The sequence below is a fragment of the Fodinibius salinus genome (genome assembly GCF_008124865.1).
GTDB lineage: Bacteria > Bacteroidota > Rhodothermia > Balneolales > Balneolaceae > Fodinibius > Fodinibius salinus.
The window spans coordinates 294,971-311,248 of sequence record NZ_VNHY01000002.1; the positions used below are offsets into that span (position 1 = coordinate 294,971).

The window sequence follows — 16,278 nt, forward strand, 5'->3', positions numbered from 1 at the left end:
CGTATGAATACCATCAATCAAACCCTCTCTATTGGTACCCCGAAATCTGGAATGGATCTGTTTTGTAACATTAGCATTGACGGGGAGCACCTGTTTCGAATGCACTGCGAGTCGTTCGTGGGCAACCTCCTGCGCGACGTCCACGGAATGATGCACGGCGGCAAAACCGACCGCCTGATTAGTCCTGGCGACGATTACGTGCAGGATGGGAAAATCACCTCTCTGCATATTGTCGATGGGGCGCTGGAAATATACAGTCAGTACTACCTGGAGTATATTTTCAATGGCATGCATGGCGTGAACCCCAACGGCGAAAAACCGGTGTGGGTACATATCTGGGGATGCAGCTCGGTCCCGCAGATCAATGGCACCTGGCAGGTTGAAGCTGCCTATGGCGACTATTATATCCGTCTGAAAGACGCGCCAACCAATTTCGATCCGGCAACTTATGTCGCCGACGAGGCGCAAGTCATTGCCAAGCACTATCATCCCATTACGACCACCGAAAGCTACTGTCCTCCTTTTCGTGTTATCCTACCGACCATCGGGCAAGGCAGCCGCCCCGTAAGCATATCTGATGTGGGCCTGCACAATCCCATCGACGCGCTGCTGGCTCGGGGAGCCCGATCTGTTTCCGGCGTCGTAACCGACCAGCAAAAAAGCGTCTTTACCGTGTCTGCTCCATTCACGAATGACTCTGGTGGTGACTTGGCCATTACCGAAATGGGCCTGATGACCCACATTAATGTCAACCGACACGAAATTAACACCATTGCCACCCTCTATGCCCGGGACGTGCTGCCGGCGGCCCTGAATCTGCCCAATGGCAAAACGTTGACCTTGGACTATGAGTGCCGGTTTGAGCTGGAAAACTTCAACCAGGATACCGACCTCAACGGTTCCAATGGCGGATTCACCGCTGAATTTGTGGGTGCTCTCCGGCGACAAGCGGTCGAAAACACCAACACCAACTGGCGGGACCTGATGTGTATCGCCGGTGGGGGCACCTCGATGACCTCTTTGGAGCGGCGGGCGTCAGAAGTAAACAAAGGCTGGCACATGGGACTCCGGTTGGGCCAAAGCAACAAATTTGTCTCGATGACGGACGCCGACCTGTCTCCGGACGCCACGCAAGAAACGCCCTACAGCCTCGGAGGCATCACTCATGGCAGCGGAGACGGGGAGCTCATCCATCACGGGATGATCATCGATGACCAGGTGACCATTGATGAGGCCAATAATGAGGCGTATTTCAATCTGGGGCGTGTGTTTGAAAATCGGGGCGCTACCGACATCACTATCAAAGAAGTTGGTATCTACGCCAACCGTGGAGACGATTATGACGAGTGGGTGCCAAAACTGGTAGCCCGCCGGGCCCTGGCACCTGCTGACCAGTTTACCATCATGGCCGGACAGATGCGAAAGGTCAACTACAAGATTAAGATGGTAGTCTAATGACCAGCTCTTTTTCGATATCGGCCGAGCTTACGTACGCACGGATTCGTGGCCTGATGGGATATTTCTCCGAAGCCTCCAAGCGATATGGCGTCCCCCTTGCCCTGTTGCTGGCGGTTGCTTCCCGCGAAAGTCGCATGGGGCTAGCTCTGTCAGCAGACGGAACCGGAGATCATGGTAACGGGATAGGCATCATGCAGATTGACCGGCGATATCATCCCGGATTTACGGGTCGCCATAGCCCACTGGATCACCAAGCCAATATTGATTATGGAGCCGAATACCTGGCAAAACTGCTCCGGGAGTTCAATGGAAATACCACCCGGGCCATAGCCTCCTATAATGCCGGCCCCAATAAAGTGCAGACCGCTATCTATGCTGGATTGCCCCCGGATTCCGTCACCACCGGCGGTGATTACAGCGAAGACGTGGTGGGGCGGAAACAGCTCATCGACCAGCTACTCGGCCTCTCCAAAGCAACCAGCATGTCAATTTATGTCCTTCCTATAGCCGCTATCGCCTTTGCAACTTATAACTATATGACTACCCAACTCCCATGAAAACCGAATCACATTATATCTACGACCAGTCCAATGAAGCACAAGGATTGGGACGGATGCCGTCGCGAGCCACAATGCTTCGCCCAGTCCTGGATGAACCTATGCCGCGCAACCGAGGCCGAGAAGTTAGACCACGAGTACGGCCACGACCTATCCCAAAACCAAAGCCTGTTCTTTTACCCCGGCCGGTTATTGACAAAAATCCAGTGCCTGCTCCTCCAAAACTAAATATCAACAACGTTAAGAAAACCTCTACTCAAAAGTCGCAGCCGACCTCCAAACCTAAACACACCAATAAACCTGTGAGCAATCAGCCCAATTCCAGCAACGATATCCTAGCAGGCACTTTTAGCATAGGTGGGGTACAGGTAACCAAAACCCATGCGGCTATGGCAACAGGTGGGATCGCAGGCGGCCTGCTTCTTTGGAAAATCCTCTTTTAATAACTCAAAACATTAAGGTGAAATAATATGGAAACCTCTTTTGTAAACGAACAACCATGTGGATGCACCGGCAACGGGCTTTCGGGTGGACCCAGTGTTAGCCAGTCCGGATGCGGCTGCAGCGGGGGACTGGGAGAAGACAAAGCCCCCGAAACGCAAAAAGATCTTATCAGTGAAGCCAAGAAATACATCAATGGCGAAATACCAACCAGCTACAAAGTGGCTGGCGGGATAGCGCTCATCCTCCTTCTCACCTTAGCCACAAGAGGAAACTAATATGAACAGTAACGATTATTTGGCCCTTCTCGACAGCTACGGCAATCACTTTTCGATCCCCGAGCTTGAAATTCAAGGTCCCGGCACCTTAAGTCGCATGGATACCGGTTTCTTGCGATCCTTTCTGACCTGGCGCAGCTGGCACGGGCTCCCCACCATGATTTCTTCTGCTTGGCGCAAAGGAGATCCAAAATCCCATGGCCGCGGCCTGGCCTTTGATGTGCTGCTATTTGACCGGTGGCTGTCCAGCCAACCGTCCGCCCTCCAGCACTGGCTGCTTGCCACAACCTGGGGATTCCGAGGTGTGGGCTTGTACTTTGATTGGAAATACACCAATAAGGAAGGCATCAGAGTACCGGCCATTGGCCTGCATGTGGACGGATGGTCCGGAAACGACCGGTCCCGGCGCCCACTGCGGTGGCTCCGAATTAACGGCCAGTATTATTACCAGTCGCTTACCAGTGGCCACTTTTATTGCAAATCGAACAAGCAATCCATTACGCTGGATGAAGCGATCAGGAGGTACGGGGCATGAGCAACTCAAAAACGAATGGCTTTTTTCACAAGTATAAGGAGCTGATTGTCACCACGATTATCTGCCTGTTTTTGACCGGCATTTACGATTCGATCAATAATCAGACTGCTGAAATAAAGAAGTGGTATGAGCTGATGATTGGCATCAATGAAAAAGTGAAAGTACAAGCTGACAACCTTCACCGGTTGGAAAAGAGCCTGGAAACCCATGTCCAGCAAACGGACGAACGCTTCGAAGATCATAACCAGCGAATTCGATCCATCGAATTTGAAATCATACCCCGTCGGACTGGCCGATTTAAATCCCCAACCCCAAAAGACACGACTGATGCTCAAGATACTAACTCCGATAATTAAGGCTGTTCCCACCTTAATTGGGCTTTTTAAAAGCAAAACCCCTGAAAAAGGCAGGGGAATTGTAAAAAGCGGGATCGCAAGCCTGACCATATCTGGACTTTTGTCAACCGGCAGGCTATCTGCCTCTGGTATTGATACCACCCTGCTGCTCATTCTTTCCATCCTAGAATTGATCGGCTACCTCTACGGGATGGTCGCTATATCATCGGGGGCCTCACAGACCAATCCTGTAGATGATCTACTCCAAGGGAAGGGGGATGGGTTATCAAATAAGCAGGCTAAAGGGTTAGGACAAAAGTGGCTGAAGCAGATACAGAAGAATCAAAGTCACAAGATTCCTGGAAACTCCTTGTTTGATGATGATTACTCTGATCTCAAAATCGAAGCCGATGATATTTCCCAATACAAACCCCATAAATCAAAGAAAAAACAATGATAACATTTCTATCTTTTTTATTCACTACCGCATTGATTCTAATCCCTGCTGATTGGCTATCAGGTCTGTTGGCTCCAAACAACCTGGCCGAAATTGGCGCGGTTATCTTGGGCATGATAGCCTTGTCAGCCTCAGTTCAAATCCGTAGCCTGTTTGAGAAAGCCCAAGATATTCTTCGATTGTACGGGCAATACTCCGATCCTAAGAGTGAACAAGGAAGTAAGCTCTCTCCCAAAGAAAAAGAGCGATTGTTGGATCTGTTTCTGCATGAGTTGCGAATTATAATTGACCAATTTGGTGGGAGGGTACTAATTCGTATGGGAGGATTTATTCGGAAAGTTTTTAATAAACTATTTGGATAAGCATATATACTTTTTTTAAAGAGGCAGTCTCAACTAATAAAGACTGCCTCTTTGCTTTTTTCCCTCCCAGCTATTCCCTATCTTTGGGCTTGATTTAAAAGATTTCCAAATGCATCAGATCCAATCCACATATAAGAAAAGCCTGAAGGGCATCACCTTTGCCCTTCTTTTCCTGTTTGGACTGCATTTTTTTAGCATCCATGGATTTGTTGACAGTCTCGTCTATTGCTTTGAAGAAGATGGACAGGTCAATATCGAATCAGAGGTTGGTTCCATCTTCACCGTCCCTTCGGAAGATATCATTCATGCCGAAGATCAGCACGATCATGAAGAACCTACCTTTGATGCGGCAGAAGATAGCCATCATGATGTATCATTATCTTTGATCTGTTCTAAGGAACAACAAACAACGCGCTTCGATCAGGAACGCACGCTCAACTTTCTTGAAGGAATTTTATACAGCAAGGTTGAAAACCTCCCGCAATCACGGGTGTTTCAACTTGCTTCTTACACGCCTCCCTTGATTGAGGATACCATAACAGCTTCGCTCAAAACTGTTGTCCGCATTCTCTACAACTAAGTAGTTCCAGCCCTTTTCATATCGTTACTTCATTGCAAGCAAAGTAATTAGGTACGGATAAATTATATCCTGCCGGCTCTGCTTGCCACTCCATAACAGCAAAAATTGGCTGGAATACATGAACATTTTAAAGACCGTACTGGCCCTCGGCATGCTCGTGCTTGCTGCCGGTTGTGCCAGCGAACAAACCATTATTGAACCACCATCAAAAAGCACGTTAGGAGAGAAAACATATGAGTCCTCTCTTGCCTTAAACAAAAATGTTAATTCGCAGGACACAGCAAACAAGGTTACGATTTCGGATACGCTGACCTTCTCGGACGCGCTGTCCAAAGCCCTGCTCGAAAATCCCCGACTGCAAAGCTTCGGTTGGCAAGTGCGGGTAAAAGAAGCCGAACGCATTCAGGCTTCGTTGCTTCCCAATCCGCAGCTCAATGCCGAAATGGAAAACTTCGGTGGTACGGGTCCGTTTGAAGGCTACGATGGCCGAGAAGTGACCGTCAAGCTCGGCCAAAAAATTCTACTGGGGGCCGACCGCCTTAAACAAAAACGGTTGGCAGGTGCCAATAAGGAACTGGCCGGCTGGGATTACGAAGCCCAACGGCTGGACGTGCTCACCAGTGTTACCAAAGCCTATATCTCAGCGCTGGAAGCCCAACGCCAGTGGCAACAGCAAAAAGAGCTGGTCGATGTAGCCCAAAACCTGTACAACTCTATAGCTGCCCAAGTAGAGGCCGGAAAAGTTTCCAAGCTGGCACAGACCAAAGCACAGGTTGAGCTTTCCCGCGCAAAAATTGATATGGAAAATGCCCGCAACCAATGGGAATCTGCTCGTAGCTCGCTGGCCTCTTACTGGGGGAGCCAACAGCCGCAATTTCAACAGCTAAAAGGGCAGCTGAGCATGCCTGCTGATATTCCCAAGTACGTCAAGGTGCAGGAGTATATCCAGCGGAATCCGGATGTCGCGCGGTGGGCTACCGAATTGCAGCAACGGGAATCAGCCCTTGATCTGGCACAAGCGAAAGGCATTCCTGACATCACTGTAAGCGGAGGATACAAGCGTGCAGAAGATTTGAGTGCGAGTGCTGCTATTGTCGGCGTGTCTATTCCACTACCTTTCTTTGATCGCAATCAGGGAAATATCAGGGCGGCTAAATATGAGCTGAGCCGCGTGGAAACCCAGCGTGAATCCGCTGTTTCTCAAACCTATAAAGCCCTACAAACGGCATACAACAAGCTCAATGCCGCTGCCCACGAGGTCAATCAGCTGCAGAAGCAGGTATTACCGGGAGCCAAAACGGCTTTCGAGGCGGCCCAAACGGGCTATCGGCAAGGCAAGTTCGATTACCTGGAAGTGCTGGATGCTCAGCGCACGCTGTTTTCGACCCGCACCCGGTACATCCAGGCTTTGGCCGAATACAACCGGGCCGTAGCCGATGTTGAACGACTCATCGGTACGTCTCTCTCTGAAATTTCAGGAAACTAATTTTTGAACGAATATGGAATCACCAGTCATGAATAAACTAACAGTACTATCACTCACCGGACTTCTTTTGGGAAGTCTCTTAACAGCTTGTGGATCTGAATCAGATCCTCAAGCCAATACGCAAACCGAACAGCATCAACAAGAATCGCAACATAATGAACAAGCCGAACAACATGTCCGGGAAGTGCATCTTACCGAGCAGCAGGAAAAAAACCTGGGTATCAAGGTAGAAACGTTATCCGAGGGAAATGCTTCCTCGACTATTTCACGTCCAGCGAGCGTTGGATACGATCTGGATCAAATTGCCAAGGTAGGTCCGCGCATTGAGGCTAAGGTTGTGAAAGTCATAAAAGACTTGGGAGACCAGGTCGAAAAAGACGAACCGATTGCTCTCATGAGCAGTGTAGGGCTGGGCAAAGCAAAGGCCGAATACATTCGACTTCGAACTGAGTTAAAAGCTGAAAAGGCACATTATGAACGGGAGGAATCTCTTTATGAACAGGAGATATCGAGTCGTGCCGAAATGTTGCAAGCCGAAGCCCATTACCAGGAAGCAAAGGCTTCTTTTAATGCAGCAGCCGAATCACTGCGTCTTTATGGTCTAAGTAAAAAAGATGTTCAACAGATCGAAGCGGGCAGTGATAAACCCCTGTCCCACTTTTACCTAACGAGTCCACTCAATGGGGTGATCCAGGAGCGGGATATTTCGCCCGGACAAACTATTAGTCCCAGTGAAACCCCCATCCATGTAACGAATCTCTCCAAAATGTGGGTCATGATCGATGCCTACGAGCAGGATATCCGGTATCTGGACAAAGGACAAAGCGTAAGCCTCTCAGTCCGAAGTATCCCTGGAGAAACCTTTGAGGGAAAGACGGACTGGGTCTCTTATAGCCTTGAAAAACAGACACGCACCATGCCGGTCCGCGCGGTTGTTGAAAACCCAAATCGGAAGCTACGGGCGGGAATGTTCGGCACCGCTCGGATTTCAACAGGGAAAGAACGTAACGTTGCCATGCTTCCCATTGATGCTGTACAAACCATCGAGAATGAGCAAGTGGTGTTTGTCCCCGGCAAAGAAGATCGCAGTTATAAGCCTGTCGAGGTCATGCTGGGCAGTGAAAATGAGGGCTATGTGGAAATTGCTTCGGGGCTGAAACCCGGCCAGCAAGCCGTTATCGCAGGAGCCTTTGATCTGAAATCCGCCCTTACGGCCCAAGGACGCAGCGCGTCGCACGGACATTAACCGCTCTCTTCAATAAGAAATTTTAGATGATTGCATTATGCTTCAACAGATTATAGACAAGGTATTAAAGAATCGTTTGACGATCCTCATTTTGGTGGCGGCCGTGGGCGTTTATGGATATTTCTCTTTTGAGGATGTCCCAATTGACTCTTTTCCGGACGTATCGCCCACCATGGTGCAGGTATTTACCTCCAGCCCCGGTCTTTCACCGGTGGATGTGGAAACGCAAATCAGCTATCCCATCGAGATTTCAATGTACGGGCTACCCAAGCTGGATCGTGTGCAGAGTACTTCTATATTCGGACTTTCGCGTGTAAATGTTTACTTCGAGGATGGTACCGACATCTACTTTGCCCGACGGCTGGTCATGGAACGACTCTCCAAAGCCAGAGAGTCTATCCCTGATGGGCTGGGACAACCCCAACTGGGGCCCATCACCACGGGACTTGGGACGATCATGATGTACGAAGTAACCAACACCGATACCGCCGACCACTCCCTGATGGAGCTTCGTACGGCGCAAGACTGGATTGTAAAGCCCCAGCTGCGAACGGTGCCTGGCGTTACCGGCGTGCTCTCCCTCGGCGGAGATGTTCGCCAGTTTCAGGTCAATGCCGATATGAACGCTCTGATTTCACGTGGGCTTACGCTGGAAGATTTGGAGAAAGCCATCAACAGCAACAATCGCAATGTGGGCGCTTCTTTTCTTGAACGAGGAGGCGAAGAGTATCTCGTTCGGGGTTATGGTTGGATTAAGCCCGACAAAGAAGGCCTTCAGGATATTCGAAATATCATTGTCAAAAACTCTGGTGGTACGCCCATTTACGTCAAGGATGTGGCCAAGGTGGAATTCGGCTCCGAAATTAAACGGGGTACCCTTATCAAAGATCAGGAAGAATCGGTCGGCGGCTTTGTGTTAAAGCTCATTGGCACCAATACCCAAGATCTGCTGGCCCAAGTAGATCAAAAGATTGATGCGATCAACAAGGCACTGCCCGATGGTATGATTATGAAACCCTTTTACTCACAGGGTCAGCTTGTCAGTAAAGCCGTGGGTACGGTTAGCAATGCTTTGTATATCGGGGCTATTCTCGTGCTGGTCATCCTCTACTTCTTTATGGGGGACCTTCGCTCGACGCTCATCATAATATCCACTGTTCCCATAGCATTTTTGATTGCCTTTATCGGAATGAAGCTCATGGGCATTTCGGCGAACTTAATGAGTTTGGGGGGACTGGCAATCAGTATCGGGATGATTGGGGACAGTGCCACCGTGATCGTGGAAAATACCTATCGCCTGCTGGAAGAACGGGATACCGAGAACGTATCCCTTGTGCGGGTGGTGGGTGAGTCTGCTCGGGAAGTTATCCGTCCCGTAATTTTTGCTACAAGCATTATCATCATTGTATTTATTCCGCTCTTTTCACTGGAAGGCGTCGAGGGCAAAATGTTTAAGCCACTGGCCTATACTATTACTTTTGCGCTAGCTGGGGCTATCTTTCTGGCCTTGACCTATATCCCGGTCATTTCCAGTTTTATTCTGCCGGATAAAGGCATGGACAAAGAGCCGTGGTTGGTACGTAAGGTGAAAGGATTCAGCCGTCCGCTTATTGAAAAAGCCACGAAATTCCCCAAAATGGTCTTTGGCGGAGCTTTGCTACTGTTTGCCGTGAGCATGGCCGTGTTTCCATTCCTGGGAACTGAATTTCAGCCAACATTACGAGAAGGTACGTTTGCCGTACGCTCTGTGCTTCCTCCGGGCGCTAATCTGCCCACCACCAAGGAATACACAAAACGTATTCAGGAGTCGATGCAGACTTTCCCCGAAGTGAAGGGAGTCTATTCCCGCGTGGGCCGTGCCGAAGTAGGCGGCGATCCCGAGCCGGTGAATGTGGTGTTCAATGTTGTGAACCTAAAACCGCTCGATGAATGGGACGCCGGACGAAGCTATGAAGAGCTGCAGTCGGCCATGGCCCAAAAACTGCAAGAAGACCTGCCGGGCGTGGCTTCCAACTTTTCCCAGCCTATCCAGCTTCGTACCGATGAGCTACTCAGCGGCGTCCGCGCCCAAGTGGTAGCCAGTCTCTATGGTGATGACTTGGATACTCTGGCTCAAAAGGCCCAAGAGATCGCCGAGGTTGCCAAAAGCGTAGAAGGAGCGGTGGATGTCCGTGCTCAACAGCAGGGCGGCAAACCGCAAATTCTGGTGCGCCCTGATCGTGAGCAGCTGGCACGACTGGGCATCAGTATCGATGACTTTCTGAATACCGTAGAAACCGGCATCGGAGGCTCGGTAGCCGGCCAGGTATTTGAGGGCATTCGCCGCTTTGATATCTTTGTGCGCCTGCAGGAAAACCAGCGCAAACGGATAGAACAAGTTCGGGAGTTGCCTGTCCGTACCGCTAAAGGATCCCTTGTTCCACTCTCTCAGATCGCAGATGTGGAGGTCTTTACCGGTCCCAAGCAGATTTCCCGAAATAAAGCGAACCGACGAACCTACGTGCAGCTTAATGTTCGAGGTAGAGATATGGGAAGCGTCGTTAATGAGATCCGACAAAAAGTAGACCAGCAAGTAGATCTGCCGGCCGGATACTTTACCGAATACGGTGGACAATTTGAGAACCAGCAGCGAGCCATGAACCGGCTTATGGTGGTGGTTCCCATTACCCTGGGACTGATCTTCTTTATGCTGTTTTCCACCTTTGGAAGCTGGCGCTATGCCGTTTTGATCTTTCTAAACATTCCGTTTGCCACTATCGGAGGGATCTTTGCCCTCTGGATATCCGGACTGTACCTGTCAGTACCGGCAGCGGTGGGCTTTATTGCCATATTTGGTATTGCGGTACTCAACGGGCTGGTCATTGTATCTTATATCAATCAGCTGCGGGAGGAAGGCATGTCTACTGAGAAATCGGTTGTACAGGCTTCGCTCTTGCGATTGCGTCCCGTACTGATGACGGCCTTGACCACTGGTCTCGGGCTGCTTCCCCTACTGCTGGCCAATGATATCGGCTCCAACGTGCAGCGCCCGTTGGCGGCCGTGGTGGTCGGTGGCCTGTTTACCTCCACGCTACTTACGCTGGTAGTACTACCAACCATCTATAAGTGGTTTGCCGAACCGGTCACACACGCTGAACTGTAAATGTTAATAACCAATCCTCCAAGGGTTATGATCCCTTGGAGGATTCTTAAAACTTTATATTTATGAAAGAAATCAAAGCTTTTATTCGATCAAATATGATTGATTATGTCATTGATGCTCTTGAAAATCTTGAGAATGCCCCCGGCATTACGCTTAGTGATGTCCGAGGCTGGGGCCATGCCGAAGAAAAAGAGACTGCTCAGCTTGTGAAGCGCGTTAAGTTGGAAACCGTCGTGCCCTCAGAACGAGTAGAAGAAATTATCTCGGTAATCGTTGAAAAAGCCCATACAGGCAATTATGGGGATGGAAAGATCTTTGTTTCCAGTGTAGAAAAAGCCGTAAAAATTCGAACCGGGGGAACCGACGATGATGTCATACGATAACCGATGTGCCATGACAATCCCTGAGGTTGTCGCTGCATGACAGTAGCGGCAATCTTCTAATTTATATACCTTATTAGTTATGAATATCAAACACTTTCATATCAAAAACATGGTCTGTAGCCATTGTGCTGAAGTACTGGAGCATAAACTGACCGAAGCTGGATTCAATGTGCAAAAAATTGAGCTTGGCGAGCTACACCTTGCAGGCCCCATCGGCGACAAGGAATATCATCGATTGGCAACAATAGTTCGTGACAACGGTTTTGATCTTATCGATGATGAAAACAGCCGCATTGTTGAACAGGTCAAACAGCTTATTATACAGCAGGTACGATCGGCGCAATCACTCGAACAAAATCTTTCAGATTATCTATCAAAAAAGATCCACAAAGATTACCAGCGGTTGAGTCGCCTGTTTTCGGCCGTGGAGGGCAAATCTATTGAGCGTTATTTTATCTTGCAAAAGATTGAGCGTGCCAAAGAGCTTATCGTCTATGATGAAAAAACGCTCAGCCAAATCGCCTTGGAGCTTGATTACAGCAGCCAGCAACATTTCTCCAGACAATTCAAAAAAGAAACCGGACTTGCGCCCTCCCATTTTAAAGAGATCAAGGAGAATAAGCGAAATTCAATTGACCAATTATGATTAAGGGATAATTAATATTAACGATTGCCTGTCCCGAATGTGGAGAAAATGCAACCAAAACTATGCTTATGGTTTCCTGCCAGTATTTTTGGGAATACCCAGTTGTAGAAACATGGTAAAATCTAATAAAGGGGTATTGTTGGGTATTTTGTTCTTTTGGTAATGTGTATTGCTCACCTATTCAAAAGGATGAACAAGATTGCTGCGAACAATAATCTAACGCTGTTTCATCCATTCTCGTGTTTGTTGATCAATCGATACGTCAAAAAACTTTTTAAGCTCTTCCAATCGTTCAGGATTGACCTGCAGGGCCACCTTCCGACCATTTTTAATTTTTTCCACCAAACCTGCATGGCGCAGTTCCTTTAGGTGAAGGGAAAGTGATGACTTTGAAATTCCCAGATCCTCTTTTAGGGCTCCAAAGTCACAGGTCGGTTCCTCCAGGCAACAATCTTCTTCCTTATTTACCACGCAACAGGTATGCACGCGACGGATTAACCGTTTTAGAATTGCAAGTCGTTTGGGATGGCCCAGTGCCTTAAAAGCAACGTCAAGTGATTGGCTCATAGCAGTAAATTGATTATCCTTACCTACAAGTTTAACAGTTTTAAATTACTTAAACAATAAGAAATGGTCTATCTAAAATCCATCTTCTACTTCATTCTCGCAGGCTTGCTTGAAATCGGGGGCGGCTATCTTGTGTGGATCTGGCTCAGAGACAGCAAAAGCTGGATGTACGGACTATCCGGGATGGTCGTGCTGGCTCTATACGGCTTTATTCCCACTTTGCAACCAGCAAACTTTGGACGAGTCTATGCCGCCTATGGCGGTGTATTTATCATTCTTTCAATGCTTTGGGGATGGAAGGTGGACGGCATCAAACCCGACACCTATGATCTTGTGGGTGCTCTATTCGCCTTAATAGGTGTTATTATTATGATGTACTGGCCAAGAGGAGGCTAATGGGTAAACATCCGTCTACAGAATTTGATTAGTGCCAGAGAACCTTATATGTTTTATTGTTTAATAATTTATAAACAATAAAATAGTATTGCTATGAGCTCACTTCTGAAAAATAAGTTTACGAAAAAGGGGATTGGATACGGCCTGCTGGGAACGCTGGTTATGTCTCTAATTATGCTGACTGGCATGGCCACAGGCATGAGTCCCATCCCCGAACCTATTCCAGTAGCTATTGCCAAAGGAATAATAGGTGATTTGCCGCAACCACTGATCATGGGATTTGCTATCATCACCCACTTTGGATATGGAGCATTCTGGGGAGCGGTTCTGTTCAACTGGATGAAGGCCCAAGGGAATATTTGGCACGGCCTAGGATGGGGTGTGATGCTGTGGTTTATCATGGAGCTTATCGTTCTTCCACTGCTTGGATGGGGCGCTTTCGGGTCTGCCATCACCCCGAAAATAGCCGTTGCCACGCTTGTGCTACACCTGATTTACGGCGGCACACTGGGCTGGGGCCTCAAGCGACTTACCAATGTTTAAATCCTAAATAAATTACGAACACGCTATGTCTCACAACCAACCTTTGGCTTGCGACTTAACAGCAATTAACGATAATGAGAGAGCAACGCATAAAACCAATGCAGAAAAGGTTTTTACATCGGTTGAAGAATGGCAAGAATTATCTGATGGCTACGGGTTTCGCCTTCCTACTGGAACTGGAATCATCGAAAAGGCGGGAGCATTTATAGCCCGGGAGCGTCAATGTTGTCCATTCTTTACATTCACGCTGGTGGTAACTCCTGATGGCGGTCCCATCTGGCTGAAACTCACAGGCAATGAAGAAGTGAAGGAATATATAAAGCAGAATGTTATTCCTCAGCTTGATATTAGTAACAATAACTCTTGGGAACTTCCTGACAATACCACTCAGTAATGGTTATCAGTTTAATACTCCAGGGGTTCTCGGTAGTATCGGGCCCCCTTTTTTTAGCCTTCTCACAACATCATTATAGTTCCGCATAATTTTGCACAAGATTCACAAAAAGATGCAAGAACTGCGAATGATCGCCGCTTATTTTAGGAATAGAAATTGAAAGTAGAAAAAAACACGGAGTAATATGATTGAAGTAAATACTCATACTGATGACGATATTCTTGCCATCAAAGCATCCGGTGAACTTTCAAAAGAAGACCTTAATGACCTTGAACCGGCCCTAAATAAGTTTGCGACTGCATGTGATGATCCTCATTTAGTCATGATTCTTGAAGATTTCAATGGATGGCAGGATACCGCAGCATTTTGGAAAGACCTGCAGATTGATACCGAATATATCGGATATTTTGATCGCATTGCCGTCATTGGTGAAAAGAAATGGCAAGAGTGGGGTACCCGCCTCGTAGATCCGATCACAAAAGAAGAGATGCAATTCTTTCCCATTGACCAAGCCGGGAGCGCATGGGAGTGGCTCAAACAAAATCATAATTAATTAATGATGACATTTATAAAAAAATATAAAGAGGCTATTGCAAGCGCCCTGTTTTTAGTAGCGGCCTTAATTGTTGAGTACGGATTTTCGTTTACCAATCAGCCGTATGTCTATTTGCCACTGTACGGGTTTTCATACATCGTTGTGGGTGGACCGGTGTGGATAAAAGCGCTTAAATCGATAAAAAGAGGGACCATATTTAGCGAGTTTTTTCTGATGGGCATTGCCACTGTTGGTGCTTTTGCCATTGGCGAATATGCCGAAGGCGTAGCCGTAATGCTCTTTTACATGGTAGGCGAATACGCACAGGGGGGAGCAGTAAACCGGGCTAAACAATCCATCAAAACCCTGATAGATCAACAACCGGATACGGCTACGGTAGAACGCAATGGGACAACGGAAAACGTCCATCCCTCCGAGATTGAAACTGGTGAAATTATTCAGGTAAAACCCGGGGGAAAAGTGCCCTTGGATGGTGAACTTATTACCGAAAACGCCTCTTTTAATACGGCAGCCCTGACTGGTGAGTCAAAACCCATGAGTCGAGAGTCCGGCGAAGAAGTATGGGCCGGTTCAATCAATAAGGACCGACCTGTCCGTATTAAAGTGACCAGCGGCTATGAGGATACCAAGCTATCCAACATTTTAACTATGGTTCAGGAGGCCTCCAAGCGAAAAGCCCCAACGCAACGGTTTATGACGAGGGTTGCCAGCATCTATACCCCCATCGTCGTTTGGTTGGCGGTAGCTCTTACGTTCGTCCCTTATTTAGTGGTGGAAAACTATGTCTTCCAGGATTGGTTTTACCGAGCCCTTATTTTCCTTGTCGTCTCATGTCCGTGTGGGTTAGTCATTTCTATTCCGCTTGGCTATTTCGGCGGGATTGGGGCAGCCTCCCGAAACGGCATTCTGCTCAAAGGTTCGGATTTCCTCGATCAGCTGCGAAAGATGAAAACCCTGTTCATGGACAAAACAGGTACGATGACGGAAGGCAGCTTTGAGGTTCGCGAAATTCATCCCGTAAATGGATATAGCCAAGATGAATTGCTTGCCTTGGCCGCTTGCCTAGAACAAGACTCCACCCATCCGATAGCAAAAGCAATCCTTAACCGTACCAATGGACACCCGTTACATACCGTAGAAAATCAGCAGGAAATATCCGGCAAGGGATTGAAGGGCACCGTTAATGGAAAAACGGTAGTCGTCGGAAACGGTGACCTATTAGAACAACATGGTATCAACATTTCTGATACCACCATTGATGATCCCTATACCTATGTGCATGTGGCCGAGGATGGCACCCATGTTGGTACGATTAGTATTGCCGACCAGATTAAAGAGGATAGTAAACAAGCTATAGAAGGCCTTCGAGAACATGGAGTCAACGAAATTGTAATGCTTTCCGGGGACAATCAGGAAGTGGTCGATCATGTATCTCGTAAACTCGGACTGGATCGGGCGTTTGGAAGCCTGTTGCCTGATGAAAAATACCGTCACGTCGAACAAGCACTAAACCCATCCAAAACCGTCGGGTTTATCGGAGATGGCGTCAATGATGCTCCGGTCATTACGCTGGCTGACATTGGCATAGCCATGGGCGGCATTGGGTCGGATGCTACCGTTGAAACAGCCGATGTGGTTATTCAAACCGACCAGCCTTCCAAGATACCACTGGCTATTGACATCGCTAATTTTACGCACCGCATTGTATGGCAAAACATTGGTTTTGCGTTAGGGATTAAAGTCTTGGTGATGGTGCTTGCTACCTTTGGCATGGCTACTATGTGGGAAGCTATTTTTGCAGATGTGGGAGTAGCACTGTTGGCTATTGCCAATGCCATCCGCATACAGCATAAATATTCCGATTGAGCGTTTCCGTTATCCAGCAAGAGTGATTCTAAGAAAGAAGTAGCCAACCA

Annotated in this window: 20 protein-coding genes; 19 read left to right on the forward strand and 1 reads right to left on the reverse strand. The window is 48.1% G+C overall.

What is annotated here, in order from left to right; all coding sequences use genetic code 11:
* The first annotated feature begins 3 nt into the window (after positions 1-3).
* The 14 genes from LX73_RS06155 to LX73_RS06220 all read left to right on the forward strand — a co-directional run bounded on the left by LX73_RS06155 (position 4) and on the right by LX73_RS06220 (position 11,906).
* Positions 4-1,455, forward strand: a complete 1,452-nt coding sequence (locus tag LX73_RS06155) for a glycosyltransferase family protein (protein WP_148898614.1) — start codon at positions 4-6, stop codon at positions 1,453-1,455.
* Positions 1,455-2,015: a transglycosylase SLT domain-containing protein gene (locus tag LX73_RS06160; RefSeq protein ID WP_148898615.1), complete on the forward strand. Its 561-nt coding sequence runs from the start codon at positions 1,455-1,457 to the stop codon at positions 2,013-2,015. The genes LX73_RS06155 and LX73_RS06160 overlap by 1 nt, the downstream gene beginning before the upstream one ends.
* Positions 2,012-2,458: a hypothetical protein gene (locus LX73_RS06165; RefSeq protein ID WP_148898616.1), complete on the forward strand. Its 447-nt coding sequence runs from the start codon at positions 2,012-2,014 to the stop codon at positions 2,456-2,458. Before LX73_RS06160 ends, LX73_RS06165 begins: the two co-directional genes overlap by 4 nt.
* 27 nt (positions 2,459-2,485) lie before the next feature.
* Entirely contained in the window at positions 2,486-2,734 is a 249-nt protein-coding gene (locus tag LX73_RS06170; RefSeq protein ID WP_148898617.1) for a hypothetical protein, read from the forward strand.
* A gap of 157 nt (positions 2,735-2,891) precedes the next feature.
* A complete protein-coding gene (locus LX73_RS06175; protein ID WP_246138178.1) occupies positions 2,892-3,269 on the forward strand; it encodes a hypothetical protein in 378 nt (125 codons plus the stop codon).
* Positions 3,266-3,625: a hypothetical protein gene (locus LX73_RS06180; RefSeq protein WP_148898619.1), complete on the forward strand. Its 360-nt coding sequence runs from the start codon at positions 3,266-3,268 to the stop codon at positions 3,623-3,625. Before LX73_RS06175 ends, LX73_RS06180 begins: the two co-directional genes overlap by 4 nt.
* On the forward strand, positions 3,597-4,061 hold the full coding sequence (locus LX73_RS06185) for a hypothetical protein (protein WP_148898620.1): 465 nt from the start codon (positions 3,597-3,599) through the stop codon (positions 4,059-4,061). The genes LX73_RS06180 and LX73_RS06185 overlap by 29 nt, the downstream gene beginning before the upstream one ends.
* On the forward strand, positions 4,058-4,423 hold the full coding sequence (locus LX73_RS06190; RefSeq protein WP_148898621.1) for a hypothetical protein: 366 nt from the start codon (positions 4,058-4,060) through the stop codon (positions 4,421-4,423). The genes LX73_RS06185 and LX73_RS06190 overlap by 4 nt, the downstream gene beginning before the upstream one ends.
* Positions 4,424-4,532: 109 nt before the next feature.
* Positions 4,533-5,003 (forward strand): hypothetical protein, encoded by a 471-nt coding sequence (locus LX73_RS06195; protein ID WP_148898622.1) that lies wholly within the window; start codon positions 4,533-4,535, stop codon positions 5,001-5,003.
* 118 nt (positions 5,004-5,121) lie between these two features.
* Complete coding sequence (locus LX73_RS06200; RefSeq protein ID WP_148898623.1) at positions 5,122-6,489, forward strand: TolC family protein; 1,368 nt, start codon at positions 5,122-5,124, stop codon at positions 6,487-6,489.
* A 28-nt stretch (positions 6,490-6,517) separates the two neighbouring features.
* Positions 6,518-7,735 (forward strand): efflux RND transporter periplasmic adaptor subunit, encoded by a 1,218-nt coding sequence (locus LX73_RS06205; protein ID WP_148898624.1) that lies wholly within the window; start codon positions 6,518-6,520, stop codon positions 7,733-7,735.
* A gap of 37 nt (positions 7,736-7,772) precedes the next feature.
* Positions 7,773-10,877 (forward strand): efflux RND transporter permease subunit, encoded by a 3,105-nt coding sequence (locus LX73_RS06210; protein ID WP_148898625.1) that lies wholly within the window; start codon positions 7,773-7,775, stop codon positions 10,875-10,877.
* Between the two features lie 62 nt (positions 10,878-10,939).
* Positions 10,940-11,260 carry a P-II family nitrogen regulator gene (locus tag LX73_RS06215; RefSeq protein ID WP_148898626.1) on the forward strand — a complete coding sequence of 107 codons (321 nt, stop codon included), beginning with the start codon at positions 10,940-10,942 and terminating at the stop codon, positions 11,258-11,260.
* Positions 11,261-11,339: 79 nt separating this feature from the next.
* Complete coding sequence (locus tag LX73_RS06220) at positions 11,340-11,906, forward strand: helix-turn-helix domain-containing protein (RefSeq protein ID WP_148898627.1); 567 nt, start codon at positions 11,340-11,342, stop codon at positions 11,904-11,906.
* 216 nt (positions 11,907-12,122) lie between these two features.
* On the opposite strand, the gene LX73_RS06225 is transcribed toward LX73_RS06220, so the two are convergent.
* Positions 12,123-12,473, reverse strand: a complete 351-nt coding sequence (locus tag LX73_RS06225; RefSeq protein ID WP_148898628.1) for an ArsR/SmtB family transcription factor — start codon at positions 12,471-12,473, stop codon at positions 12,123-12,125.
* 63 nt (positions 12,474-12,536) lie between these two features.
* On the opposite strand from LX73_RS06225, the gene LX73_RS06230 reads away from it, so the two are divergent.
* The 5 genes from LX73_RS06230 to LX73_RS06250 all read left to right on the forward strand — a co-directional run bounded on the left by LX73_RS06230 (position 12,537) and on the right by LX73_RS06250 (position 16,228).
* On the forward strand, positions 12,537-12,869 hold the full coding sequence (locus tag LX73_RS06230; protein ID WP_148898629.1) for a YnfA family protein: 333 nt from the start codon (positions 12,537-12,539) through the stop codon (positions 12,867-12,869).
* Positions 12,870-12,962: 93 nt separating this feature from the next.
* Positions 12,963-13,412, forward strand: coding sequence for a DUF6789 family protein (locus LX73_RS06235; protein ID WP_211359374.1), 450 nt, complete (start codon positions 12,963-12,965; stop codon positions 13,410-13,412).
* A gap of 25 nt (positions 13,413-13,437) precedes the next feature.
* Positions 13,438-13,806, forward strand: a complete 369-nt coding sequence (locus LX73_RS06240) for a KH domain-containing protein (protein ID WP_148898630.1) — start codon at positions 13,438-13,440, stop codon at positions 13,804-13,806.
* Positions 13,807-13,990: 184 nt separating this feature from the next.
* Positions 13,991-14,359, forward strand: coding sequence for a SpoIIAA family protein (locus LX73_RS06245; RefSeq protein ID WP_148898631.1), 369 nt, complete (start codon positions 13,991-13,993; stop codon positions 14,357-14,359).
* Positions 14,360-14,362: 3 nt separating this feature from the next.
* Positions 14,363-16,228: a heavy metal translocating P-type ATPase gene (locus tag LX73_RS06250; protein ID WP_148898632.1), complete on the forward strand. Its 1,866-nt coding sequence runs from the start codon at positions 14,363-14,365 to the stop codon at positions 16,226-16,228.
* The last annotated feature ends 50 nt before the right edge of the window (positions 16,229-16,278 follow it).